This is a genomic window from Microcoleus sp. B3-D2 (assembly GCF_036705345.1).
In the GTDB taxonomy this organism is placed as follows: Bacteria; Cyanobacteriota; Cyanobacteriia; order Cyanobacteriales; family Microcoleaceae; genus Microcoleus.
Genome location: NZ_JAUBUG010000011.1, coordinates 20,801 through 47,430, shown reverse-complemented (window position 1 = coordinate 47,430; position 26,630 = coordinate 20,801). Strand labels below are relative to the sequence as shown.

Annotated in this window: 18 protein-coding genes; 14 read left to right on the top strand and 4 right to left on the bottom strand. The window is 46.0% G+C overall.

Annotated features, from left to right (window positions below; all coding sequences use genetic code 11):
* The first annotated feature begins 201 nt into the window (after positions 1-201).
* Both QUB14_RS06450 and QUB14_RS06445 read left to right on the top strand, forming a co-directional pair.
* Entirely contained in the window at positions 202-2,601 is a 2,400-nt protein-coding gene (locus QUB14_RS06450) for a PAS domain S-box protein (RefSeq protein ID WP_333216529.1), read from the top strand.
* Positions 2,573-4,324: an EAL domain-containing protein gene (locus tag QUB14_RS06445; protein ID WP_333216531.1), complete on the top strand. Its 1,752-nt coding sequence runs from the start codon at positions 2,573-2,575 to the stop codon at positions 4,322-4,324. The genes QUB14_RS06450 and QUB14_RS06445 overlap by 29 nt, the downstream gene beginning before the upstream one ends.
* Before the next feature lie 48 nt (positions 4,325-4,372).
* Here QUB14_RS06445 and QUB14_RS06440 read toward each other — a convergent pair whose 3' ends face one another.
* Complete coding sequence (locus tag QUB14_RS06440) at positions 4,373-5,704, bottom strand: J domain-containing protein (RefSeq protein WP_333216532.1); 1,332 nt, start codon at positions 5,702-5,704, stop codon at positions 4,373-4,375.
* Between the two features lie 203 nt (positions 5,705-5,907).
* On the opposite strand from QUB14_RS06440, the gene polA reads away from it, so the two are divergent.
* From polA to QUB14_RS06410, 6 genes are all read left to right on the top strand, one after another.
* On the top strand, positions 5,908-9,018 hold the full coding sequence (gene polA / locus QUB14_RS06435) for a DNA polymerase I (protein ID WP_333216534.1): 3,111 nt from the start codon (positions 5,908-5,910) through the stop codon (positions 9,016-9,018).
* A gap of 11 nt (positions 9,019-9,029) precedes the next feature.
* Positions 9,030-9,602: a thermonuclease family protein gene (locus QUB14_RS06430; RefSeq protein WP_333216536.1), complete on the top strand. Its 573-nt coding sequence runs from the start codon at positions 9,030-9,032 to the stop codon at positions 9,600-9,602.
* A gap of 596 nt (positions 9,603-10,198) precedes the next feature.
* Positions 10,199-11,422, top strand: coding sequence for a transposase (locus QUB14_RS06425; protein ID WP_333216538.1), 1,224 nt, complete (start codon positions 10,199-10,201; stop codon positions 11,420-11,422).
* 244 nt (positions 11,423-11,666) lie between these two features.
* The gene (locus tag QUB14_RS06420) at positions 11,667-12,188 is read left to right on the top strand and encodes a hypothetical protein (protein ID WP_333216539.1); all 522 of its coding nucleotides are present in this window, start codon (positions 11,667-11,669) and stop codon (positions 12,186-12,188) included.
* A gap of 421 nt (positions 12,189-12,609) precedes the next feature.
* The gene (locus tag QUB14_RS06415) at positions 12,610-14,325 is read left to right on the top strand and encodes an ATP-binding protein (protein WP_333216541.1); all 1,716 of its coding nucleotides are present in this window, start codon (positions 12,610-12,612) and stop codon (positions 14,323-14,325) included.
* 463 nt (positions 14,326-14,788) lie between these two features.
* The gene (locus tag QUB14_RS06410) at positions 14,789-16,426 is read left to right on the top strand and encodes a calcium-binding protein (RefSeq protein WP_333216543.1); all 1,638 of its coding nucleotides are present in this window, start codon (positions 14,789-14,791) and stop codon (positions 16,424-16,426) included.
* A gap of 117 nt (positions 16,427-16,543) precedes the next feature.
* Here the strand turns inward: QUB14_RS06410 and QUB14_RS06405 are convergent, their stop codons facing one another.
* Positions 16,544-17,236 carry a DUF2259 domain-containing protein gene (locus QUB14_RS06405; protein WP_333216545.1) on the bottom strand — a complete coding sequence of 231 codons (693 nt, stop codon included), beginning with the start codon at positions 17,234-17,236 and terminating at the stop codon, positions 16,544-16,546.
* Between the two features lie 407 nt (positions 17,237-17,643).
* On the opposite strand from QUB14_RS06405, the gene clpB reads away from it, so the two are divergent.
* The 4 genes from clpB to QUB14_RS06385 all read left to right on the top strand — a co-directional run bounded on the left by clpB (position 17,644) and on the right by QUB14_RS06385 (position 22,505).
* Entirely contained in the window at positions 17,644-20,259 is a 2,616-nt protein-coding gene (gene clpB / locus QUB14_RS06400; RefSeq protein WP_333216547.1) for an ATP-dependent chaperone ClpB, read from the top strand.
* 95 nt (positions 20,260-20,354) lie between these two features.
* Positions 20,355-20,567 (top strand): hypothetical protein, encoded by a 213-nt coding sequence (locus tag QUB14_RS06395; RefSeq protein WP_333216549.1) that lies wholly within the window; start codon positions 20,355-20,357, stop codon positions 20,565-20,567.
* A 160-nt stretch (positions 20,568-20,727) separates the two neighbouring features.
* Positions 20,728-21,810, top strand: a complete 1,083-nt coding sequence (locus QUB14_RS06390; protein WP_333216551.1) for a DUF262 domain-containing protein — start codon at positions 20,728-20,730, stop codon at positions 21,808-21,810.
* Positions 21,811-21,812: 2 nt separating this feature from the next.
* The gene (locus QUB14_RS06385) at positions 21,813-22,505 is read left to right on the top strand and encodes an MAE_28990/MAE_18760 family HEPN-like nuclease (RefSeq protein ID WP_333216553.1); all 693 of its coding nucleotides are present in this window, start codon (positions 21,813-21,815) and stop codon (positions 22,503-22,505) included.
* Between the two features lie 91 nt (positions 22,506-22,596).
* Here QUB14_RS06385 and QUB14_RS06380 read toward each other — a convergent pair whose 3' ends face one another.
* Together QUB14_RS06380 and QUB14_RS06375 are read right to left on the bottom strand one after the other, a co-directional pair.
* A complete protein-coding gene (locus QUB14_RS06380; protein WP_333216555.1) occupies positions 22,597-23,259 on the bottom strand; it encodes a hypothetical protein in 663 nt (220 codons plus the stop codon).
* Between the two features lie 231 nt (positions 23,260-23,490).
* Positions 23,491-24,516 carry a YihY/virulence factor BrkB family protein gene (locus tag QUB14_RS06375; protein ID WP_333216557.1) on the bottom strand — a complete coding sequence of 342 codons (1,026 nt, stop codon included), beginning with the start codon at positions 24,514-24,516 and terminating at the stop codon, positions 23,491-23,493.
* Between the two features lie 144 nt (positions 24,517-24,660).
* On the opposite strand from QUB14_RS06375, the gene QUB14_RS06370 reads away from it, so the two are divergent.
* Positions 24,661-25,293: a hypothetical protein gene (locus QUB14_RS06370; protein WP_333216558.1), complete on the top strand. Its 633-nt coding sequence runs from the start codon at positions 24,661-24,663 to the stop codon at positions 25,291-25,293.
* Positions 25,294-25,602: 309 nt separating this feature from the next.
* Positions 25,603-26,592: a mechanosensitive ion channel family protein gene (locus QUB14_RS06365; protein WP_333297120.1), complete on the top strand. Its 990-nt coding sequence runs from the start codon at positions 25,603-25,605 to the stop codon at positions 26,590-26,592.
* The last annotated feature ends 38 nt before the right edge of the window (positions 26,593-26,630 follow it).

Genomic DNA, 26,630 nt, shown 5'->3' with positions numbered 1-26,630 from the left:
GGCATTATTCAGCTTACTATAAATTTGTAAACTGTCGCCCAAAGGCCTGAGCGAGCCGCAATTTGTGAATCCTTTAAAGTACCTTTAATATTATCGCATCTTGGTCGGATGAGTATTCCTGCTAATTGTAATATTTCACTTAAAAAGTTTATGCTTAAAAGATAGGCTGGGGTTAAATATACAGTGCGCCCTAGAGTAACCATGTCACACTGCAACCAATCCATCTGTCGTTCCCGCCATTTCGCAGAAATGTGCGATACTGCTGCCAGTTGGCAGCAAAAAGCCGATCGACTAACGGTAGAATTAAACACCACCCAGGATCTGCTTCACGCAGAAATCGATCGGCTCAAACAAGCCAACGAAACCCTTCACGCCGCTGTCAGTTGTGCCCCAATTTTCCTGTGGGCAACCGACAGAGAAGGCAAGTTAACCCTTGCAGCAGGGAAAGGATTAGAAAATTTGGGACTCAAACCAGGTGCAACTGTCGGGCTATCGATTTTTGAAGTTTACAGCAGCCAGCCAGATATCTTAGAAAATATTGCCGAGGTATTAGCAGGAAACGATCGTACTTGGAACGTCCGAGAGAGGCATTTTATTCACGAAATTCGATCGGCAGCGCTGCGAGATGGAAACGGCGAAGTGGTTGGGGCAGTGGGTGTTTCTACAGAAATTACCGAGCGCGAGCAGTCGATCGCAACTCTGGAAACGGCAAATCAAGAATTAGAAGACAGACTTCAGCAGCAGACGGCAGTCTTCAATGCAGCACTTGCCGAAAGCGAAAAAAAGTACCGCAACCTCCTCGAAACTTCCGAAGAATTGATTTGGTCGATCGATATTGAAGGTTTCTTGACTTTTGTCAATTCCGCCGCCAAACGCATCTACGGTTACGAACCGCCAGAAATGATCGGACGCAGCTTCACCGATTTTTTAGTTCCCGAGCAAAAAACTAGACCAATAGAAATATGTGCACAACTTTTAGCGAGAACTAAAATTCAGTCACAAATCGCTAATTCTCCTTACGAAACAGTACACATTCGCAAAGACGGTACTCCCGTCTACCTGCGCGTCAACAGCATCGTCAACCAAGCGGAAAACGGCGCTATTTTAGGCTTGTGCGGAACGGCGACAGATATTAGCGATCGCAAGCGATCGGAAGAAGCACTCAAAGAAGCTACAGACCAACTTCGGGCCGTGTTGGATGCCGTGCCCGGACTGATTTCTTGGATCAGTTCAGATTTGCGGTATATTGGAGTCAACCAGCACTTAGCAACCTCGTTCAACCTGTCTCCTGAAACCTTTGTAGGTCAAGAAATCAACTTTCTCGACAAAGGCTCGACTTTTGGAGAACTGATCCGAAACTTTTTTAACAGTTCATCTCAGCAAATCTGGCAAGAAATAGAAATAGAAATTAACGGTTCCGTCCGCAACTATTTGATAGTAGCTCAGAAATATAATCAGGGAAATGCAGCAGTTTCAGTAGGGATAGACATTACCGACCGCAAACGCGCCGAAGCTCAAAAAACCCAATTAATCGCTTCTTTGCAAGAGTCGGAACGCAAATTTCGCAGCCTTTACGAAGCCACCAGCGACGCAGTAATGCTACTGGAAGAAGACGAAGTTTTTGACTGCAACCACGCCACCCTAACCCTATTTGCGTGCAGTAATAAAGAACAGTTTTACGGTAAAAAATTAAGCCAATTTTCGCCGCAATTTCAGCCGAGTGGACAAGACTCATCCAGTCTAGTAGCACAGAGAATATCGACAGCAATGAAAACAGGTAGCTGTCGCTTTGACTGGTTACACCAACGGTTAGACGGTTCAGAATTTCCCGCTGAGGTGCTGTTAAATGCAATGGAAATTAACGGGAAAAAAGTAATTCAAGCAGTAGTGCGGGACATTACAGATCGCAAGCGCGACGAGGATGGCATCAAAGCATCCCTTGCAGAAAAAGAAGTTCTACTCAAAGAAATTCACCACCGCGTCAAAAACAACCTCCAAGTTATTTCCAGTTTGCTCAAACTTCAGTCCCGCTACATCCAAGACAGCCGCGTTAGCGAAATGTTAAAAGAAAGCCAAAACCGAGTCAGCTCAATGGCTCTGGTTCACGAACAATTGTATCAATCCAAAGACTTGTCAAAAATTGACTTTGCTGAATATATCCAAAATCTCGCCCACAATTTATTCCAAGCTTATGAAATTCATGCAGAATGCGTTAATTTAGAAACAAATATTATGCCGTGTTTTCTCAATATTGATACGGCAGTTCCTTGCGGATTAATTATTAATGAACTTGTGACAAATGCCCTTAAATATGCTTTTAAAGGACAAATAAAAGGTAAAATAAACATAGATTTTTCTTTAAATAAAAACCTATTTTGCGTCCTAAGCGTGAGCGACAGCGGAATTGGTTTTCCTCAAGACTTAGATTATCGAAAAGCCCGAACTTTGGGTTTGCGACTGGTCGGGTCTTTAGTCAAGCAGATCCGGGGCAAAATAGAGCTCTTAGACACTGCTGGCACGAATTTTAAAATAACCTTTCCCCAACCCAAATACACTCATAGGAGAGAATTTAGTGTCCCAGAAAAAAATTTTGATAGTTGAAGACGAGAGCATCGTTGCGGAAGACATTTCCGACAGTTTAATCTCTCTAGGATATAGAATAACTGGTATGGTCTATTCGGGAGAAGAAGCGATTGAATCGGCAGCCAAATTCCGACCCGATTTAGTTTTGATGGATGTTAACTTGCAAGGAGAAATAGACGGTATTACCGCAGCCGAAGAAATTCGTTCGCGATTTCAAATTCCAGTAGTTTATCTGACAGCTTATGCCGATGAAAATACTTTGCGACGAGTCAATAGTACAAAACCCTTCGGCTATATTGTCAAGCCATTTGAAGAAAAAAACTTGCACACAACTATTCAACTCGCCCTCTACCGACATCAGTATGACAGCTTGACCAATCTGCCGAATCGTTCATTGTTGCGAGAAAAGTTAAGCCGAATATTAGATGGTCAAAAAGAATTGTCAGGAGTCGTTCCGCTTGTCACGCTTAGCTTAGATAAAATCAACCGCATTAACAGTACCTTGGGACACGATATCGGCGACTCTGTGCTTTGTACCATCGCCCAGCGGCTAAGTAACTGCATGGAAAACATTGATATTGTTGCTCGCTTGGAAGCTGCCGAATTTGCGCTGATTTTCAAACCTGTTGAAGAAAAACAGGATGTGGCTAACATTGCTCAAAACATTTTAGATATTGTATCCCAAGGCATGATTGTCAAAGATTGCGAAGTCTATGTCACTGCTAGTATGGGTATCTGCTTGTATCCAGGGGACGGCATCGACGGAGATGAAATGCTGAAAAATGCTTATATAGCAATGTATCAATCTCAGCTAGAAGGCGGTAACACTTATCATTTTTACAGTGCAAAAAATGCCAGTTATTTCATCAATACACTTCTTCAAGAAACTTCCCTGCGCCATGCTTTAAAAAGTTCAGAATTTGAAGTATACTATCAGCCGCAAATAGAAATTAAAACAGGTAAAATGATTGGTGCTGAAGCTTTGGTGCGCTGGAATCATCCAGAACGGGGGCGAGTTTCCCCGGGGGAATTTATTCCAATGGCTGAAGAAATGGGCTTGATTGCACCGTTGGGCGAATGGGTATTAGAGACTGCTTGCAGGCAAGCTCAAACATGGCAAAGAGCAGGTTTGCCGCCCCTGCGAGTGGCAGTTAACGTGTCAGCCCGTCAATTCGAGCGCCAAAATTTCACGGAAAGAGTCAGGGAGATATTAACAGAAACTGGTCTCGATCCCAAGTATTTGGAATTAGAACTGACGGAAAGTCTGGTTTTGCAAGACGAAATTGCAGCAGCTAAAGCTTTTACGGTGTGGAGGGATCTGGGGATTAGGATAGCAATTGATGATTTTGGGACGGGATATTCTTCTTTGAGTTATCCAAAACGCTTTCCATTTGATGCGATAAAAATTGACAAGAGTTTTATTCGGGATATTGCAGACGATCGCCAAAATGCAGCGATTACAGTAGCTATTATTCAAATGGCACACTGCATGAACATGAGGGTGGTTGCTGAGGGGGTAGAAAATGAGCAGGAACTAGATTTTTTGTGCGATCGCGAGTGCGACGAAATTCAAGGTTATTTTTTCAGCCAGCCTTTGCCAAGGGCTGAGTTTGAAGCGCTGCTGAAAAGCGATAAGTGCTGGGAGTTATGCTGCAGGAAGAAGGAAGCAGCAACTTTAAACTCAGGTTTCAGCAAACAAGAAACTCCTAATCGTCTTGGCAGTTGCTATAAAATAGGATAATGGGTAATGGGTAATGGGTAATTTTCCCTAATTACTGATGACTAATGATTAATTCAAAAGATCCGCTCGCCCAACCAACCGTCCCAGCCACAGCCCGAAACCCGAAGTAGCCACCAACAGGATAAACGTATAAAGCCCGCTGCCGTTGTTGCTCAACCTTTCGGCAGCTACCATCCGCGCCACAACTCCAGCAATAATGCCGATCGCAGCCCAAGCCCCATAAACAGTCTTAGACCCGGCGATAGCGAAAGCTTGGACGATCGCCCCCGAACCAGCCCCAGCCCACGCCCCAGCCCACGCCCCAATCCCCAGCCCGATCGCACCTCCGAGCCCGACGGGGCCGTCAGAATTCCCACCTACTTCCGCCGCCAGCCCGCACGTCAAGCCGACAATCGCCCAACACACGGCCGCCGCCAACACCTTAACCCAATTCCCAGAATCGGTTCCCGCCATCAATCCCACCACTGTCACCACTCCCCCTACACCCAAAACAGCAGCCACAGCCCGCGACTCCGCCTCGGAACTGGCGATCGCCCCCAAACCAGCCCCAACGGCGCCCCAAGCAGCCCCTGTTTCCATGCCTCCCGCCTGAAAACCGGCGATCGACCCCCCCACCGCCCCACCTAAAACTAACGCTGCCAGCCACACTCTAGGCGTTGCCGAACCCTCCGCCAGCAAAATCGCGGCCCACAGCCAATCGGCACCACAAATTAAAGCCCACATCCACAGCGGGGCGGCTGATCTCGTCAAAATCCAACCGGTCAAAGCGTAACTCGCCACGGCGATTGCCAGCGGCCACCAAGGGAAGCTTGAATAGTGTTGAGATGGCCGCACTTCCCTCGGCGCGCTTCGCGGTTTTGAGTATTGAGTTGAAAATTCTTTTTTCCTTTTCGAGGTAAGCTTTCGATAGTGTTGAGATGGCCGTGCTTCCCTCGCAACGCTTCGCCCTGGTTGCTTTCTGCCCCGCCACGCTTGACGGCTGTGAGTGGTAAATCGTTTCTTGCTTGAAGAGTTCTTTTGAGTTTGAAATTTTTTGGAGGCGGTTTTTGGGCGGGTTTGACTGCGCTGGGAACCAGGCCTAGCCACTGATTTTCGAGAAGGCCTTCTCAGCGGCTTTTCCGGCGCAGGCGGCGGTGGCTGCGGAAACTGTTTTTCGATCGACCCCGATGATTCAGGCTGACTCAGAAACAACACCAACTGCTGGTAAGCTTCATTAATTTCTGTTAATCTTTGGTGAGCTTTTTGTTGCAGGCGGTCATTGTTGGCAAACCGATCGGGATGCCACACAAACGCTAAATCCCTGTAAGCGCGCTTAATTTCTTCTAAGGAAGCTCCAGGCTCAATTTCGAGGATTTCGTAGCATCGATTAATGTCAGCCATAGGCTTCGATCTGCAGGTGTTTGTAAATTCGCGTGAAGCGAAGCTATCCGGTAGGGAATCCCACTTAACATCTTCTACTATTCTCAGCCAAGCTGCACAGTAAGCCGAGACCCCCTCAACTGTCAACCGTTCTCAAGTCTCTCGGCCATCCTTCCGGTCGATCAATGCCGACTGACAACTGAGTACAATGAGAAAATCCTTTCGTGCGATCGGTAACTGTGTCTGTGTCGGCAAATCAAGCTCCCATCTTCATCTTAGTTGACGGTCACTCCCTGGCCTTTCGCTCCTACTTCGCCTTTGCCAAAAGTCGAGATGGGGGTTTGCGAACTACGACGGGCATTCCCACCAGCGTCTGTTTTGGCTTTCTCAAGTCGCTACTGGAAGTAATGGCGGCCCACGACCCCCAGTACATGGCGATCGCCTTTGACCTCGCCACACCCACATTTCGCCACGAAGCAGACGACACCTACAAAGCGGGTCGAGCAGAAACACCGGAAGATTTTAAGCCGGATCTCAAAAACCTGCAAGAATTGCTCACCTATTTGAATTTACCTGCAATAACTGCTCCGGGCTACGAGGCGGACGATGTTTTGGGAACTTTGGCAAACAAAGCCAGCGCGGCCGGTTATCAGGTCAAAATCCTCACGGGCGATCGAGATTTGTTTCAATTAGTAGAAACCGAAAAACAAATCAGCGTATTGTATTTGAGTACCGATGAGCTCAGGCGATCGGGCAAAGGTAAATCCCAAGAATACGGCCCGGAAGAAGTCAAAGCCAAACTCGGTATTTTGCCCCAACAAGTAATAGATTACAAAGCTTTGTGCGGCGACAAATCCGACAACATCCCCGGAGTCAAGGGCATCGGCGACAAAACCGCCCTGCAATTGCTGGAAGCTTACAATTCCCTCGACGGCATTTATGCAGCCATCGACGAAATTAAAGGAGCAACTAAGAAAAAGCTAGAAGAAGGCAAAGAAGCTGCTTATCATTCTCAACGCATGGCGACAATTGTCCAAGACGTGCCCTTAGAAATCAACTTAGAAGATTGCCAGCTTATAGGTTTTGACGAATCAGCCTTGATTCCCATGCTGGAAAAATTGGAATTTAAAACCTTTTTAAGCAAAGTTAAACAAATTCAAAAGCGGTTCGGCGGTGTAGAAGAACCATTGGCAAAGGGCGGGCAAGATGCCCACCCCACAATCAATTCAATGGAGAGTGGAACAGGCATCTTGCCTGTTGCTTTGGGCGGGCAAGATACCCACCCCACAATCAATTCAATGGAGAGTGGAACAGGCATCTTGCCTGTTGCTTTGGGCGGGCAAGATGCCCACCCCACAATAGATAAGTCACCTCCAACTTCTGAAAGTTCAGAAGACGACGACTTGTCGTTTTTTAGTCCTGCAGAAACCCTAGCCGCCCAGCAAGCAAACAAATTACCCATTAAACCCAGAATTATTCAAACAACCGAACAGTTAAACGAATTAGTCCAACTGCTGCAAACCTTCACAGACAAAGCCTCACCCGTGGCGTGGGATACCGAAACCACCGCCATCGAACCGCGAGACGCCGAATTAGTCGGAATTGGCTGCTGTTGGGGAACAGGCGAAGAGGATGTTGCTTACATTCCCACGGGACATAAAACGGGCAAAAACTTGGATAAAGCCACAGTTTTAAATGCTTTGCGTCCGATTTTGGAAAGCGAGAATTATCCGAAAGCGCTGCAAAATGCTAAGTTCGATCGATCGATCCTGCGCTGTCAGGGAATCAAACTAGCCGGAGTCGTCTTCGACACCATGCTAGCCAGTTACGTACTCAATCCCGAAACCAGCCACAGCCTCAGCGAATTGTCAAGGCACTACTTAAAAATTGTTGGCAAAACTTACAATGAATTAGTGCCGAAAAACAAAACAATTGCTGACATTAGCATTCGAGAAGTAGCCGACTACTGCGGCATGGATGTTCACACCACATTTCAGTTAGTAGGTAAACTTAGAGGAGAATTGGATGAAGCCGATAAAGATAACTTTGCCGATAAGTCTTTGCACAAGTTGCTGCTGGAAGTAGAACAGCCCCTAGAACCAGTTTTAGCAGAAATGGAATTCTGCGGAATTCGCATTGATTCAGCTTACCTGCAAGAACTATCGCAACAGCTAGAAAAGAGCTTAAAAGAAATAGAAGAAAAGACTTATCAAGCAGCGGGGAGAAAGTTTAATTTAGGTTCCCCGAAACAACTCAGCGAAATCTTGTTAGAAAAAATCCCGGATGAGTTTCAGAAAAAGTCTCGCAAAACTAAGACTGGATACTCTACAGACGCCGCTGTATTGGATAAATTGCAAGGAGACCACCCGATTGTAGACGATTTATTAGAACACCGAACATTATCCAAGTTGAAATCAACTTATGTCGATGCTTTGCCGCAGTTAGTGCGTGCGGAGACCGGGCGAGTGCATACAGATTTCAACCAAACTGCAACTGGTACGGGAAGGCTTTCTTCTTCCAATCCAAATTTACAAAATATTCCCATCCGTACCGAGTTTTCACGGCAAATTCGCAAGGCTTTTTTGCCGGAAGAAGGTTGGCTGATGGTGTCGGCTGACTATTCTCAAATTGAACTGCGAATTTTGGCTCACTTGAGTCAAGAACCTGTGTTAATAGAAGCTTACCAAAATAACCGAGATGTGCATACCGTAACAGCTCAACTGCTGTTTGAAAAAGAGGAAGTAACCCCGGACGAAAGACGGTTTGGCAAAACGATTAATTTTGGGGTAATTTACGGTATGGGGGCGATTAAGTTTGGGCGCTCGATGGGCAAAACTTCAGCAGACGGCAAAGAGTTTATTAAGCGATTTAACGAGCGTTACATTAAGGTTTTTGAATTTTTGGAGAAAGTAAAAAAAGAGGCGATCGCCCTGGGATACGTTACCACAATTCTAGGCCGCCGCCGCTATTTAAAATTCGAGAGCGAAAGCCTCCTCGACTTAAAAGGCCGCAATCCCCAAGACATTCACTCGGATAGACTTAAATCTGTCAGCAGAGATGACGCCCAATCTTTGCGGGCCGCAGCCAACGCTCCCATTCAAGGCTCTAGTGCTGATATCATTAAACTTGCCATGATTGAAGTACACAAAATTTTGCAAAACTATCAGGCGCGGCTGCTGCTGCAAGTTCACGATGAATTAATCTTTGAAGTACCTCCCCATGAATGGGAAGAATTGCAACCTAAAATTAGAACTGCGATGGAAAATGCTCTGCCACTTAGCGTACCGCTGATAGTTGACATCCACGCTGGGCAAAATTGGATGGAAACTAAATAAAACAGAGAAATATGAGCCCGACAAAAATCACCCTTTTCCCAACAATCAAAACCTTAAGTGCAGTTGCTCTGCTATTGCTACTATTCGGGTGTCCGCAAAAGTTAGCGCCCAACAACTATGCTGTCAAGCGAGTCAGCGACGGCGACACCCTTGTCGCCAGCGATAGCGCCGGAAAAGATATCAAAGTGCGTTTTGCCTGTGTAGATGCACCGGAAGTCGCGCACACAAATGCTGAGAAAAATAGCAAAGCATCAGCACTAAAAAATCAATTTAAGTGGGGCAATTTAGCGCACCAAAGAATGCAGCAGCTCGTCAAAAAAGGGGGGGGTCGCGTTGTCTTGACCGTCACCGATACTGACCGCTACGGCCGCAAAGTTAGCGAAGTTCGTTTGCCAAACGGCACATTTGCCCAAGAAGTTTTGACCCGCGAAGGATTAGCAATGGTTTACCGTCCTTACTTGAAAAACTGTCCCAGTGCCAGTGTTCTGGAACAAGCGGAAGCCGAAGCTAAGAAAAATCGCCGCGGCGTTTGGGGAGATTCCAAGTTTGTTCCTGCGTGGAAATTTCGGAAGAGTGATAAATGATCGGAAGAAGGAAGTTAGGCAATGGATTGTAGGAGGGATTTAACGGCGGGATTTTGAGTAGCGACACGGCATTGCCGTGTCCTTACGGTTAGCTTTGACTTTTAATAATTGGTATAAGATTGAGGATGGTAGCAAGACTTTTTTAAATTTGTATTATGTTGTTGACAGGGAATCTGGGAACCTGTATCAGAGATTTACAGTCTTGGACAGATTCAGGTCTTGTTAAACCCGGTCTCTACTATAAATCGTAGGTTGAGCTGCGAGGCATCCGCCCAGAAACCAGGTTTCTAGATACTGATGGCGATCGTCCTAATTTAGCTTTCTTCGCCGGAAGCCCCTCGCTATATTTGTACTCAAATTGGCGTCGGGATAAATAGGCGGATTGACCTAGGTACGAAGTCAATCAATAGATGTATTGGATAGACGATCAATCCACTCTTCTACCATCTGAGTGATAGTTTTTTCTATAGCGCTAGCTACAGCCCTAAGTTTATTAATCCTTTTCTCGGATAGTCGAATATGAAGGTTTTTGTTTTTCATGTTGTGTTGTCAATGCGAACACAATAATGCTAACATAGGACTCAAGGAGGGCAACCATGAGAACCGCTTACCAATACCGATTACGTCCAACAAAACAGCAAGTCATTGAAATTGACAAGTGGTTGTCAATGTTGTGCGCTCAGTACAATTACTTGTTGGCTGATAGAGGTAATTGGTTTGAGCAAAACCGTTCTCCTGTTAACGCTTGCCCTTTGGTTTGCCATCTACCCGAACTGCGCGACAACCCAGACTATTACTCTCAAAAAAAGACGCTACCACAACTAAAAAAAACCCATCCTTGGTACAGCGAGATTTATTCTCAAGTCCTCCAAGATGTAGTCAAGCGAGTCAAAGTAACGTTTGACAGATTTCTCAAGGGTGATAGCAACGGGAAACGAAGTGGTAAGCCTCGGTTTAAAGCGCGTAATCGTTATCGCACTTTCACCTATCCTCAGATAAAAGAAGGATGTTTGCAAGGTAATCAGATTGCCTTGCCGATGTTCGGAAAAGTTAAGGTTGTCTTGCATCGTCCTATTCCTGGCGGATTCAAAATTAAAACTGCATCTGTCACTAAGAAAGCTGATGGTTACTATTTGACTCTTTCCTTAGAAGACAAAACCGTTCCTGAAATTAAACCAGACTTTAATCCGGATAAAATTACCGGGATTGATGTTGGTTTAAAGGAGTTATTGACAACTTCCGACGGTGAGACGGTTTCTATTCCTCAGCACTACCGGAAAGCTCAAAAGCGCTTGCGGGTTCTTCAAAAACGAGTATCGCGTCGTAAAAAGGGAAGCAACCGTAGACAGAAAGCCGTCAAACAACTTGGGAAGCAACACAAGAAAGTTGCAGACAAGCGAAAAGATTTCCATTTCAATACCGCTAATCATTTGCTGTCGAAATATGACGTAATCGCTCATGAAGATTTAAACGTAAAAGGACTTGCTCGTACAAGGTTGGCTAAATCTGTGTTGGATGCTGGGTGGTCAAGCTTCCTGTTGATACTGACAAACAAAGCCGTAAATGCTGGTTTGCTAGTAGTTCCAGTAAGTGCCCATAACACCTCACAAGATTGCTCCACCTGTGGTGAGAAAGTACCTAAAAAACTGCATATTCGTTGGCATGACTGTCCTCACTGTGGGTGCAGTCTCGACCGCGACCATAATGCAGCAATCAACATCAGAAGCAGGGCTGAGGGTCATCCAGTCCTTAAAGCGCAACGCCTCCTAAGCAATAGCCGGATTGGTTGCGAAGCCCGTGCCTTATCTGTACTCAGATAGGCGTCGGGAGTATGTCACTACAATACAATCAGGACGAGGTTCTGCTCCTACGGTCTGCAATCTGTGGAGTTTCGGCGATAGCTGACGCCAGATTCATCTCAAACCAGACATGAGTTCGATCGCACTTTTCTCCGACCTGTTTTTTCGGAAAAGTCAACAAATGTGATAGGCTCCAGATAAACTAATAGATTGCTGACAAAAGCGGTCTATTGCAATCACCCAAAATTAACTTTAAGGGACATCAATGAATTTCAAACATCTGGTTATTTCCGGTCTTGCGCTGATCCTCGGTACTGCAATTGTAGGAAATGCGATTGCTCAAGAACTGACCGACAACCAAAAAACGGTTATTTGTCGCTTGAAAACAGAAGTTGACCAGCGGAAAGGCAACGGTCAAAAATTAGTATTTGTGCCGTTGCTGGGCCAGGTTCGCAAGCAAGTTTCATCTCCTTTTAGAGCGACGTTGCATCCTAATGTGGAGTATGTTTTTGTTGCCACTTGCGACGGAAATTGCCAGGATTTAAACCTAGCTCTCAAGGATGCAAGCGGTCAGGAAGTCGCTGTCAGTCAAAAAACAGGCGAACTGGCGTCAATCTCTTTTACTCCCCCATCCCAAGGCGAATATCAAATCAGTGCTAAACCGGGCGAATGCACGACTGCAGAGGGTTGCAGTTACGGCCTGGGAATCTTCGTTCCTGCCTCTGCAAACGTACCTAATGCTTCAAGAATTCCTGCGGAGATATCACAATTTCGACTTTGCCAGTAGGGGAACAGCGAGAGAGTTGTGGGTTGCGAGTAGAGTAGAGTTTTCAATCAGAAATCTAACTCATAACTTGCAACTTATAACTCGCGACTTATATCGCAACCACGCCCGACGGTGAGTACGTCCTTAATGACTGAAACCATGCCTTTGACTGCTTCTTCCTTCTTGCTTTTTTTACTCTGAGCGACTTGCCCGCTCGTATCGCCGAAGGGAAGGGAGCCGAAGGCAGCCGAAGAGCCTTATTCCTTCTGCTATAACTTGTTACGCATAACTCCTCCAAAGTGTCAAGCCGATCGAGCTGTGGAACCCTGCAAAGACCCCACAACTGCCGAAACCTGACTTGAAGCCAGAACTTTATTTACCCTCAGGCAGGCATCAATTAGAATATAGATGGTGCCTCTCAAAGGTGACGAGTACATTGCCCATGTCTTTAACCTTAGCTTTGAAAAATCAACTGCAGAACCCTCCTCAAATAGGCGTGAAAAGTCTGTTGGGCCGCTTAGGTATCAGGCAGAAAATCGGCTGCGGATACGCCTTGGTCCTTGGTATTGCCGTTTTAGGTGCTGTGGCGGGACGGGGAGTAGAATCCTATCACAAACAGCAAGTTAGAGAAAAACTAGCGATCGACCGAGAGAAAGCGGAAATCCTGACAAACCTCAATAACACGGTGCAGGAAGTCAGAATTCAGCAGCAAGAGCTGGCGAGTCTGACGGCCAAACCGCAAATTTTCGATCGCCAACGCTCGGAATTCCTGACTCGCGTTGCTCAGATGAGCGGCATCCTCGAACAACTGCAAACCCCGTCGCAGACGAAGAATCCCGAGATTGCCAAAGACTACCAACAGCTTCAACAGTTCGCTCAAGTCAACGGCAAAACCGTAGAATCATACTTTCAACAAGTACAAAAAATGTTGGCTACTGCGAAATTATCTGCTTTGAATCCGAAGCAGCAGCAGGCATTGAGGCAGAACTTGAACAATTTTGTGGCGGGCGAAACTGCTTTGAAACTCAAAGAGTTTTCCGAGGATTCAGCCAAACTGGCAGGCAACTTTCGCGAGAAAGCAGATGAGGCATTTAGAACCTACGAGGAAGCAGAAAAACTTGGAACTCTGATTCTGGTTTGCTCTCTAGCGGTATCCGCCGGTATCGCAGCCCTACTTGCAGCATACACCAGCCGGGCGATCGCCCGCCCCTTAGAAGCCACCACCCTCATCGCCCAGCGAGTTACCGAAGAATCAAACTTTGATTTGCAAGTACCCGTCACTACTTCCGACGAAGTGGGAATGCTGGCAGTTTCGCTCAACGAACTCATTCAGCGCGTAGCAGAATATACAGAAGACTTGCACGAAGCAAAAGTAGCAGCCGAAGCTGCCAACCGCTCGAAAAGTGCATTTCTCGCCAACATGAGCCACGAACTCCGCACCCCCCTCAATGCCATCATCAACTACAGCGAAATGCTGCAAGAAGATGCTCAAGATTCCGGTTCCGAAGATTTTCTCCCCGACTTAGAAAAAATTCAAACCGCAGGCAAACACCTGTTGGATATGATTAGCGACATCCTCGATATTTCCAAAATAGAAGCAGGTCACGTCACCCTTTATTTAGAAAACTTCGACGTGGCGACCATGATTGAAGAAGTGATGACTACGGCTCAACCGCTAGTAGAGAAAAAAGGCAATGCTTTAGCACTGAAAACCAAAGGCGAACTCGGCACAATGTACGCCGACCAACCGAAAGTGCGGCAAATTCTTCTCAATTTGCTCAGCAATGCTGCCAAATTTACCGAAAAAGGCGTCATTACTATCGGCGTCGAAAGAATTATAATTGAAAAATCAAGACCGGCGAAACAAAATAAAAATAATGATTTTTACTCGGGTTCAAACTACAGTTCTCAAGTGTTAATTTTTAGAGTCAGCGACACCGGCATCGGCATGACAAACGAGCAATTAGAGCAGATATTTAAACCTTTTATTCAAGCTGATGCCTCGACTACCCGCAAGTACGGAGGCACGGGTTTGGGATTGACAATTAGCCAGCGTTTGTGTCAAATTCTCGGCGGCGAAATTAGCGTCGAAAGTGAAGACGGTAAGGGTTCAACTTTTATTGTCAGTCTCCCGGAACGGGTGGTAATGCAGGCATGAAGTCTGGCAAAATATGGATTTTGACACGGATATACGTATTAATGATTGAGCATTAGTCAATAGTCAGGGGGCAGATGTTCAAGGACAAAGAAAGAGCGAGGAAGGAAGAGGGAAATTTTAAAATCTATTGATATAGCAACCGCCAAGGCGGTTAGGCCATCAAGTGTAAATAGCCCCAATTGCCGTGCGATCGCAAAACCCATCTCCAAAGTTGTACTCTTCAATATCAATACTTCGGACAATTTTTGATTGCCAACCGTAATATAAGGGTTTCAAGACTTCAAGGCGATCGAGCTACCAACGGAAAATCGAGGGTTTCAGACTACGAAATAAAAACATCCAGACTATTGAAATATCAGGGCTTATGAATATTACTCGCGTCTCAGTTGACTCAGCAGGCAATCAGGGCAATCAAAGCCCATTCTCCTTCTCCTATCCTTCCATTTCGCCCGACGGGCGGTTTGTGGCATTTGAGTCTTATGCCACCAATCTCGTGCCGGGGGATACTAACCGTAGCCGGGACATCTTCGTGCGGGACACGCTCACCAATACCATCACCCGCGTCTCTGTAGATCAGGCAGGCAATCAGGCGAATGCAGACTCCTTCCGCCCCTCCATCTCAACCGACGGGAGGTTTGTGGCGTTTCATTCAGATGCCACCAACCTCGTGCCGGGGGATACTAACGATAACTCTGACATCTTCGTGCGGGACACGCTTACCAATACGACCACCCGCGTCTCTGTAGATCAGGCAGGCAATCAGGCGGACAATGAGCTGTACAAGGGTTCCGCCTTCCCCTCCATCTCTGCCGACGGGAGGTTTGTGGCGTTTTATTCAGCTTCCGCCGACTTCGTGCCGGGGGATACTAACGAAACCTACGACATCTTCGTGCGGGACACGCTCACCAATACCACCACCCGCGTCTCTGTAGACTCAGCAGGCAATCAGGGGAACGATACCTCCGTATCCATAGGCAGCATCTCAATCAGCGGGTCTTTCAGCCCCTCCATCTCAGCCGACGGGCGGTTTGTAGCGTTTCATTCATATTCCTCCAACCTCGTGCCGGGGGATACTAACGACACCTACGACATCTTTGTGCGGGACACGCTCACCAATACCACCACCCGCTTGTCAGTAGATTCAGCAGACAATCAGGCGAACGGTGGCTCCGGCACCCCTTCCATCTCACGCGACGGTCGGTTTGTGGCGTTTAATTCAGATGCCACCAACCTTGTGCCGGGGGATACTAACGAAAAGACAGACATCTTCGTGCGGGACACGCTCACCAATACCACCACCCGCGTGTCAGTAGATTCAGCAGGTAATCAGGCTCTCGGTGCCTCTTTCGACCTGTCCCTCTCGGCCAACGGGCGGGTTGTGGCGTTTGGATCTGATGCCACCAACCTTGTGCCGGGGGATACTAACGAAAAGACAGACATCTTCGTGCGGGACACGCTCACCAATACCACCACCCGCGTGTCAGTAGATGCAGCAGGCAATCAGGGAAACAATGACTCCTTCGACCCCTCCATCTCTGCAGATGGGCACAGAGTAGCGTTTGATTCAGAGGCTTCCAACCTCGTGCCGGGAGATACTAACAATACCTTCGATGTCTTTGTTTCTGACATAGGCAACACTCCAGGCAATAACCCTCCTAATAACAACATCAACGGTACTTCCGGCCACGACATCCTGTTTGGCACCAGCGGCAACGATATCATCAACGCTGTGGAAGGGAATGACGTACTCATCGGTTTGCGGGGCAATGATATCCTGGTCGGGGGCGACGGCAGCGATATCCTGTATGGCGGCAAAGGTTTTGACACTCTCAACAGCGGTTTGGGAAACGATATTCTAGTCGGCGGTTTGGGAAACGATGTATTTGTTTTAGGTGCCGGATTGGGAGTTGATACGATCGCTGATTTCGCCAACTCTCAAGATACCGTGCAATTAATCAATGGCTTGACCTTCGGACAGCTATCAATTTCGCCGGGAACTGACGGCACATTAATTACAATAGCCAGCAGCGGTGAAGTTTTAGCTTCTTTGATAGGTGTTGCTCCCAATCTCATCGGTTCAGAAGATTTCATCTCGGTTTAGAGATAGTAAAGTGGTCATTTGTGAAATTACTTTTGCTCAGGGAACATGATTAAAATTGGCCAACAATCATTGTAAGTTTTGATAATTCCCAGGTCAAAACGTGGGAATATAGCAAGCCTAAAGAACAAAGCCTTGTACAACAGTAGTTTTCAAGACTCCCTCAAAAGTGCGTTCTGTCTTGTCCACCAGGACAACGACATTGCGCCCGTTCGGAGACAAACGAACTTCTCGGATTGAATAAGAGAACACCCAATCTTGAAAATTGTTCAGCGATCCGAGGACACGCTGCCGACCGTTATGATTAATTACAAGACGCATTGCCGCGCTTTCTTTGCCAGCAGAAGCATTTTTTTGCCGCTGTTCCAGGCGAATTTGTAAAGGCTTTGCTGTATTGACTTTGACGGCGACTGTCTCGCTTCCATTGGCTCCGGGAGTACGAGAAATAATGTTCAGTTTAGTTCCAGCTTGAGGAGGAGTTAACTTCAAAGTTTGCCTGCTATTCCAACTTTTTTTAAGCAAGTCATCTTCTGCCATTTTAGTGCTTTTATTGGAGTCGGGTTCGCCATATTTAGTTTCGATACACCCATTTTTGATGCAGGAATTGGCAGCAACTTGAACAATTTGCAATTCTGCTTTGGGAATTCCCGCTCCTGTATCTCTGGAACTTTCTAGATACAAGTAGTAATTGCTGTCGGCGGAAAAACCAGACATCCTGTGTGCGGCACGCCAGGTATTTGCCAAAGCTTCAGGGGCTAGTGCGATCGCCGCACTTGCTATAATTCCTAACGAAATTAAAGGTAAAATTTTCATGGCTATATTTTCCAGTTGTGAGAGTTATAGCGGCTGTTATTGATTAGTAAAACAATAACGCTTTGGGTTTAGCTATAGGACTCTGACGCTGCTCAAGTCCTCTCTCCTATTTACATGAGTGTTTCTCCATTTTCCGCAGGAGACCGTTTAAAAATGTGCTGTTTTTTCAAGTGGCACTAGAAAGAATTTTTAATGTGAGAGTTGCTCCTATCCAAGAGTGCAACTTTTAGGCGCGACAGTTTGCTTTTCCCTGCGAGGGACTGCTACACAGGACGGAAATACCTATCTCAAGATAGGGGAACACCGATCCGATCGCCCTCGGCAACTCCCTACAATGACAATTGTACGGGCGATCGAGCAATTGCCCCTACAGCAGCCATCATTTTTAAGGCAGGGAATTAAAATTTATGCAACCAAATAATCCAAACCAATTTACCGAAAAAGCCTGGGAAGCCCTCGCCCGCACCCCCGAAATCGTCAAAGCAGCCCAGCAGCAGCAGCTAGAAAGCGAACATTTGATGAAAGCTTTGCTGGAACAAGAATCGGGGCTCGCTAGCAGCTTATTTAACAAAGCGGGAGTTTCTGTAGCAAAGTTGCGCGATCGCACTGATGAGTTTATCAGTCGTCAGCCGAAAATCTCAGGAAGCGGCGGCAACGTTTATCTAGGTCGTTCTCTCGACACTTTGCTCGATCGCGCCGAAACTTATCGCAAAGACTACGGCGATGAATTTATTTCGATCGAGCATTTGATACTAGGTTACGTTAAGGACGATCGTTTCGGCAAAAATCTACTACAAGAATTTAAACTAGATGAAGCCAAGCTCAAAGATATCATTACCCAAGTCCGGGGGAAGAACAAAGTGACCGATCAAAATCCAGAAGGCAAATACGAAGCGCTGGAAAAATACGGCCGAGATTTGACTGAAGCCGCGCGTCAAGGCAAACTCGATCCGGTAATCGGACGGGATGACGAAATCCGCCGCACGATTCAAATTTTGAGCCGTCGCACCAAAAATAATCCGGTATTGATTGGGGAACCGGGAGTCGGCAAAACTGCGATCGCCGAAGGACTCGCCCAGCGAATTATCACCGGAGATGTGCCGCAATCTCTCAAAGACAGACAATTAATTAGCTTAGATATGGGCGCGTTAATTGCCGGCGCAAAATTCCGGGGAGAATTTGAAGAACGCTTGAAAGCAGTGCTCAAAGAAGTGACCGACAGCAACGGCAAAGTCATCTTATTTATCGATGAAATTCACACCGTTGTCGGTGCCGGCGCAACTCAAGGCTCGATGGATGCCGGCAACTTACTTAAACCCATGTTAGCGAGGGGAGAATTGCGCTGTATCGGCGCTACAACTCTCGACGAATACCGCAAGTACCTCGAAAAAGATGCGGCACTAGAACGCCGTTTTCAACAAGTTTATGTTGACCAACCGACAGTTGAAGATACTGTCTCGATTTTGCGGGGCTTGAAAGAACGGTACGAAGTTCACCACGGCGTTAAAATTTCTGACAGCGCCCTAGTGGCGGCGGCTACTTTGTCTACTCGATATATTAGCGATCGCTTCCTTCCAGACAAAGCCATTGACTTAGTGGACGAAGCAGCCGCTAAACTCAAAATGGAGATTACCTCCAAGCCGGAAGAACTAGACGAAATCGACCGCAGGATTTTGCAGCTAGAAATGGAAAGACTGTCGCTGCAAAAAGAAAGTAACTCTGCTTCGATTGACCGTTTGGAAAGACTGGAAAAAGACTTAGCAAACCTCAAGGAACAGCAAAGCGCTTTGAATGCCCAGTGGCAATCGGAAAAAGGTGTCATCGGCAGCATTCAAAAGATTAAAGAACAGATAGACAAAGTTAACATTGAAATTCAACAAGCAGAGCTAAAATACGACTTGAACCGCGCTGCTGAGTTGAAATACGGCACTTTAACCCAATTGCAAAAACAACTGCAAGAAGCAGAAGCTCAACTTTCAGCAACTCAAACCACAGGTCAAACTCTGCTGCGGGAAGAAGTCACCGAATCCGACATTGCCGAGATTATTTCCAAGTGGACGGGAATTCCGATCAGCAAGTTGGTTGAATCGGAAATGCAGAAACTTCTGCACTTGGAAGATGAACTGCACAAGCGGGTAATTGGACAGGATGAAGCGGTGACTGCGGTTGCAGATGCAATTCAGCGATCGCGCGCAGGTTTAGCCGATCCCAATCGTCCGGTTGCGAGTTTTATCTTCCTCGGCCCCACGGGTGTTGGTAAAACTGAGTTGGCGAAAGCATTAGCGGCTTATCTGTTCGACACCGAAGAAGCGATCGTGCGAATTGATATGTCGGAATACATGGAAAAACACGCGGTTTCGCGGTTAATTGGCGCGCCTCCGGGATACGTCGGCTACGATGAAGGTGGACAATTAACGGAGGCTGTGCGCCGCCGTCCTTACTCCGTGATTCTATTCGATGAAATCGAGAAAGCGCACCCGGATGTATTCAACATCATGCTGCAAATTCTGGATGACGGCCGCGTTACCGATGCTCAAGGTCACACGGTAGACTTTAAGAATTCTGTGATTATTATGACATCGAATGTCGGCTCTCAATACATCTTAGATGTGGCCGGAGATAACGAACAAATGCGGAGTCGGGTGATGGAAGCCATGCGGGGAACTTTCCGCCCGGAATTCTTAAACCGGATTGATGAGATGATTATCTTCCACGGTTTGAGTAAGACCGAACTGCGGCAGATTGTGCTGTTGCAAGTTAAGCGCTTGGAAAAACGGTTAGCCGAGCGCAAAATGTCTCTGAAATTGTCGGAATCTGCGATCGACTTCTTAGCAGAAATTGGTTACGATCCGGTTTACGGTGCGCGGCCTCTGAAGCGGGGAATTCAACGCGAGTTGGAAACGCAAATGGCGAAGGGTATTTTGCGGGGAGATTTTGCTGACGGCGATACCATTTTTGTGGATATCGAGAATGAAAGGTTGGCGTTTAAGCGGCTGCCGGCTCAGTTGGTGACTGCGAAATAATTTGAGTAGGGTGGGCTGCGGCCCACCTTATTTTTTTGAGGCGGTGGTTCTTTTTTTGACCGCAAATGTAGGCGGATGGAGGCGGATGGAGGCGGATGGGATTGCGGGCGATCGCCCGTCTTTTACCCACTCAGCAATGGATTATTGTTGCCCGCTTCCGCAGTCGTTCAGATGCAGACGGGCATTTTCAGTTTTTGCAACAAACTATACCTCACGTCAAGTTTGAGGTTGTGTTCGATCGCAGTGGGGACAGTCACCGTTTATCGGCGTTGGGCCGCCCTTCCAATCCCGTCACCAGCGCGTTATAAATGGTAATTTTCGCGCCGATTTCAGTTAACTAAACATTTGCGATCGCACTTTTTTTGATAAGTGCGATCGCTTTTACGAAGTAAGTCCCAAATTTTTATGGTAAAATCATAGTACCGATAAGTCTATTCACTCCGCAATATCCGATTATTATTTAATAATATGCGATCGAAACTAGAAATTACCGAGCAACACAAAAAGGTTGATGCTGCTGAAGCCGAAATCCGCGACAAGCAGCAGCTAGTTAATTACGATACCAAACAGTATCCAGTCGAAATACTCGTTCAAAAATATATGGAAGGAAAGGATGATGATACCAATGAGTTGTTTATCCCCGACTACCAAAGTGACATGGCTTGGGATGAAGCACGGCAGTCAAAATTTATTGAATCTATAATTTTAGGTCTGCCAATACCTTCTATTTTTGTTGCTGAGATATATGATGACGAAAACGATGAACCCCGTTTAGAAATAATAGATGGTACACAACGCATTCGGACTATAACTAGATTTATTAATAACGAATTAACCTTGACAGAATTAAAGAAAATACAGAGTTTAAATGGATTTAAATTTGCTGATTTGCCCCTTGCCCGTCAGAGGCGCTTCAACCGCACTACACTTCGGATGATTCAACTAACTGAAGGTACAAATGAGGAAGTGCGAAGAGATATATTTGAACGCATTAATACAGGTAGCATCGATCTAAACGAGATGGAAAAGCGCAGAGGCATACTGCCCGGCCAGTTTCTCGAACTGATTGAGGAACTATCGAAACATGACAAGTTCCGCAAATTATGCGCTTTTTCTGAGTCTGCTATTCGCAGCCGCGAACCGCAAGAATTTGTGTTGCGTTTTTTTTCATTTTTAAATAACTATGATAATTTTAATAGTAACATAAACATATTCCTTGATGAGTATCTGAAGCAAGTAAATGCAGATCCGAAATTCGAGCGCGAAAAAATGCGGGCAGAATTCGAGTCAATGCTAAATTTTGTAGAAAAATATTTTCCTCAAGGATTTCGCCAAGGTAAAAATGGCGCGAGAACAACAACTCGGATTAAATTCGAGTCTCTGGCTGTCGGCGTTGCTCTTGCTTTGAGAAAAACCAGCAATCTTGAGCCAAAGTCAACAGAATTGCTCAATTCACAACAATTTAAGGATCTCACAAAATCTGATGCTAGCAGTTCTAAAAATAAAGTAGTTTCACGCATTGAATATGTCCGCGATCGACTGCTAGGCTAAAGATGAATACTGTACTCTTAGATTTCAATACACGCGCTCAAGAGGTAGATGATTACTTCATCTTTTTACATGGCTTAATCAAACAAACCACTAAGTTAGCTGTCGCCGATAGTGCTGGACAATATCAAATACAAAGTCTTAATCCTGAGTTGGCAAATACTCTAAAAGCCAATGGCTTTTTGTTATTGTATAACTTAGTTGAATCCACAATGCGAAATGCCATTGAAGCCATATTTGATGAGTTTAAAAATCAAGCGATATCCTTCGATCAACTCAAACCAGAAATCAAAATGATTGTTCTTCAAAATCTTAAAAACCGTTCTCCTAAGAAAATTCATTTACAAATCAACCAAATATCTATAGACATCATCACAGCTACATTTGAACGCGAAGAACTATTTTCAGGGAATGTGGATGCTAGGTTGATTAAAGAAATAGCCGAAAAATACGGTTTTTCATATCAAACAGACTTTGCTAAGACAAAGAACGGGCAAAACCTTGTAGTTATTAAACGCAACAGGAATGACTTAGCGCACGGGATTAAGTCTTTTGAGGAAGTGGGGCGAGATCAGACTATTGAGGAACTTTTAGAGATTAAGGAGGAAGTCATAGAATACCTACGTCAAATACTGGAGAATATTAAAACTTATCTTGACAATCAAGAGTATTTGGATGTAACTACAGGTACTCCATAATTTTAGGCTAAGAAACCGGGTTTCTCTGATAATTTAGGTTGGATGGCGAGATATCTCGGAAGAAACCCGGTTTCTGGGGATGATGCGAAGGCTACTGCCGCACCATCACAGACTTAATTACAGCATTCGGCTGATACTTATTAGTCTGAAAAAATCCCCCTTGACCAGCGCCATAAACTCCCCCAAATTGTTTGCCTTCAGCCTTGGGAACAAACATAATGTTTCTAGTGGGTTGCTTAGCAAATACAACCCCTTCTCTCATCTCATTATCCACGTTATAAGATAAAGTAGCCTTGCCGTAAATGGCCTCAGCTTGTTTCAGAGTCATTCCCGGCCCGACGCCCTGAACAGTTTTATAATTAGAATTATCAGTCATCAAAAGTTCAATGACATCCGAATCTTTTAGCTTTGTACCCGCAGCATAAATAATCCAATATTGCACTTTTCCCGACTGGCTGACAGCCACAGCATCAAAGTCTACCATAAAAGGAGACTGTACCTTAAACTGTGCTGTGGAACCCAGAGCCTTTTTCAATTGTCCGAAAGTCATTCCCACCTTCGCCGCTCCAATTCCGCGATCGGAAATTGTTAAACTTGCAGCGGGTGTTTTTTGAGCAGCATTTGCCGCTTCTCCCAGGACATTTGTAGCCCCAGGCGCAACAGCGGAACCCGGAACCGAAATTAAAGTGAGGTAACTGCCGATCGCCAGCAAAGCAGCTATCATTGATCCAGACAAAACTTTAACATTCAACATGACTAATTCTCCTAGATTTCAAATGCGACTATCTACCCGCATCTTTTTGACTATCCTGGGCTTCACCCTCCTAGTTTGGATTCTCAGAGGTGTTGGCCTATTGACATTCATTCCCGGTGGTGTCATTTGGATACTGATTTTTCTTTCTTTTGTTGCGGGCATTCTCAGCACTTTACTCCGTAGGTAAGCCAGCATCCGGCAAATAACAATTAACAATTCAAAATTAACAAATTATTTTAATTTTGCTTGTTTCATAGCCTTTCCCACTGTCACATTCAACTGAGCGCCTATCAGCATCACCAAAGAAGAAATATCCAGCCACAGCAGCAACACAATAAAACTTCCGATTGTGCCGAAAGTCCACGTGAAATTGCCCAAATGCAAAACATAAAACCGAAATAAAGCTGAAAATAGCGCCCACAAAATAGCAGCAAAAACAGCTCCCGACAAAATAGGAATATCTGGTTGACGGCGGCTAGGCCCGTAGCGGTAAACAAAAGCAAAAGCCAGCGATACAATTCCCAAAGAAATCGGCCACCGCCACAGCCGCCAAGCACCTAACAGTTGCGACTCCAAAGGGCAATTTCCGGCGAGGAGCAAGCAATTTTGGACATCTTTTAAATCGCAATTGGCTACCGACTCCAGCAGGCAACTCTGGCGGGCAATAGCTTGTACAATTAAGTCGCTGACAAATACTACTCCCGATGCTAGAATTAACAGCACTATTGTACCGATACTCAGCGCCAGAGAAATAAGTTTGGCTTTCCAAAATGGTCTAGTTCGATCGCTCGGGATTTCATGGATGCGATCGAGTGCAGCCATCGCCGCGCTCATTACTCCAGAAAATATCCAAATCGCCCCAAGAAAGCTCACCGAAAACAGCCCTTTACTCCGAGTTAAGAGAATTTCTTTGATTAAGCGACCAATCAAATTCCGCACGTCATCGGGTATAACTTCGCCCAAAAGACGGGCGATTTGATACAGTGTTGACTGCAAAGGTTCAAAGAGGGCGATCGCAGATAACATAGCCAACAGCCCCGGAAACAGCGCCAGCATAGAATTGTAGGCCATTTCCGCAGACAGCCCAGGCAAGCGCTGCTCTCCCGCCTTCGCCCCGACTTCCTTGAGCGTACCCCAAGTCAAACACCGACAAAACAGCCAAAAACCCCCGAATTTCCGTTTGAGAGCTCTAAGCAAGCTTAAAAGCGCCTTAAACAAAGCTAAAATCAGGTAGCGCAACGAGTAAAAAATGTTCATAGCGCACAGGCAACGGGGCGAAAGATGAGGTAACACAAGTCGTTAATTAATTAAGCCATTATCAACTCGCAATTGCCAATTCCCAATTGCCAATTCCCCATTCCCCAATCTAAAATCTAAAATCTAAAATCTAAAATCAATATTATGGCTCAGGATGTCAGACAATGGTTAGATGAAATCAAGCGGCTGCAACAGCAGTTAACAGAAGTTTCGCGCGATCGCGATGAGGCCGGTGAAAGTGCGGCTCAGTGGCGACAACTCTACAATACCGAAGCCGAACAGCGGCGGAATGATGCTAAATTAACTCAGCAAACCATCGCTTCTCTGGAAGCACAAATAGAGCAATTACAAAATTTTTCCCCCATTGTGTCCGAAGGCGACGATGCTGGAGTTGCTCGCCAGCAGGAAATCGCACAACTGCAAACAGTAGCCGAACTTAAAGCTAAGTTAGCAGAAGTTCTCGAAGAGCGCGATCGGGCGATCGAACAAGTAAAACAACTCACTCAAGCCCTCAAACAAGAAGAAGCCCGCCACGCTGAAACTAGCAAAAATTTAACTAGCGCCCTCGGAGATGCCGTTGACTTGCTCACGAAAGCCCAAAATCCTGCCCCTGCAAAAACCGAGACAGTATATTCTTTGGAGATAGTACCTACTCGCACTGCAAATCCTGGCGAAACTGCTCTGGAAATCCGCCAAACTTCCGCCCCAGGCAAAAAACCCGCCCAGCTTCCACCTTCTAAAAATCAGTTACTCGATTTACCGCCCTTTGGGAATTAGGAGTTAAAAATTCAGGAAGTGTCGGCATGGCGATTACCATCGGCAGGTGGGATTTAGTCAGCGATTCCTTGTTTTTGTTTTTCCTGCAATTAAGCGGCATTAATTCATCGGCTTCTTTATTATTCCGCGCCTACAGGAAGTTTACTAATCGATGTAACTGTACTATATCCCAACCTATAATCCGCATTCAAAATTTTGAAACCTGCCAAAAAATCGGCCTCGCGTCGTAGCAATCTACAGCCTTTAGATAGAACTTAATCGAGCTAAATTTTACTACTATCGACAACGGCTGATTCGCGAGGAAACTTCATGAAGGCAGAGATATCCATAGTCTGGAAAAAGATTCAGAGCATGATCGACAGCTTTATGATCATGCTGCCCAATATTGTGCTGGCATTAATTGTCTTTGCAATTTTTTACTTTGTGGGTAGGCAAATTAAGAGAGTGGTCAGGCGAGTTACCCGCAACCACCACCAAGCTCGAAATTTGGGGCTGGTGTTAGGACGGTTGGCGCAGGGTACGATCGTTCTAGTGGGTCTGTTTATTGCTCTTTCGATTGTAATTCCCACATTGAAAGCTGGGGATTTGGTGCAACTGCTGGGAATTAGCGGGGTGGCGATTGGTTTTGCATTTCGCGAGATCTTGCAAAACTTTTTAGCCGGTATCCTAATTCTGTTGACGGAACCGTTCCGAATCGATGACCAAATTGTCTTTAAAAACTTTGAGGGAACGGTAGAAAATATTGAGACCCGCGCTACAACAATCCAAACTTATGATGGTCGGCGGATTGTCATTCCTAATGCCGAATTGTTTACGAATACGGTGACAGTGAATACCGCTTTCGATCAACGCCGCATGGAATACGATATTAGTATTGGTTACGGCGACGATATTGACCACGCCAAGCAGTTAATCCTGGAAGCACTGTACAGCCTGAAGGAGGTTTTGAAAGCTCCTGCACCCGATGTGCTGGCGATGGATCTAGCAGAAAGTACGGTCAATCTCCGCGTTCGGTGGTGGATTGCTCCGCCGCGCCGAATTGACGATCTGCGATCGCGCGACAAGGTAATTTGTGCTATTAAAAAAAAGCTATATGTCGAAAACGGCATCGATTTGCCTTATCCCACGCGGAATATCTTGTTGCACGATCGAACCGAAGAAACCGATGGCGATCGCTCCCAGCAGCGTGAAGGATGGCCCGCAGACAAACGTAAAGTTCCGAAACTTCGTCGTATTAGTGGCTCTGTGCGAAAACTGACCCAAGGGCGATCGCAACAAGACGGCAACGGAAAATCTTAACCGCGTCACAAGTCATGAAAAATGTCCAGTGGAGCAAA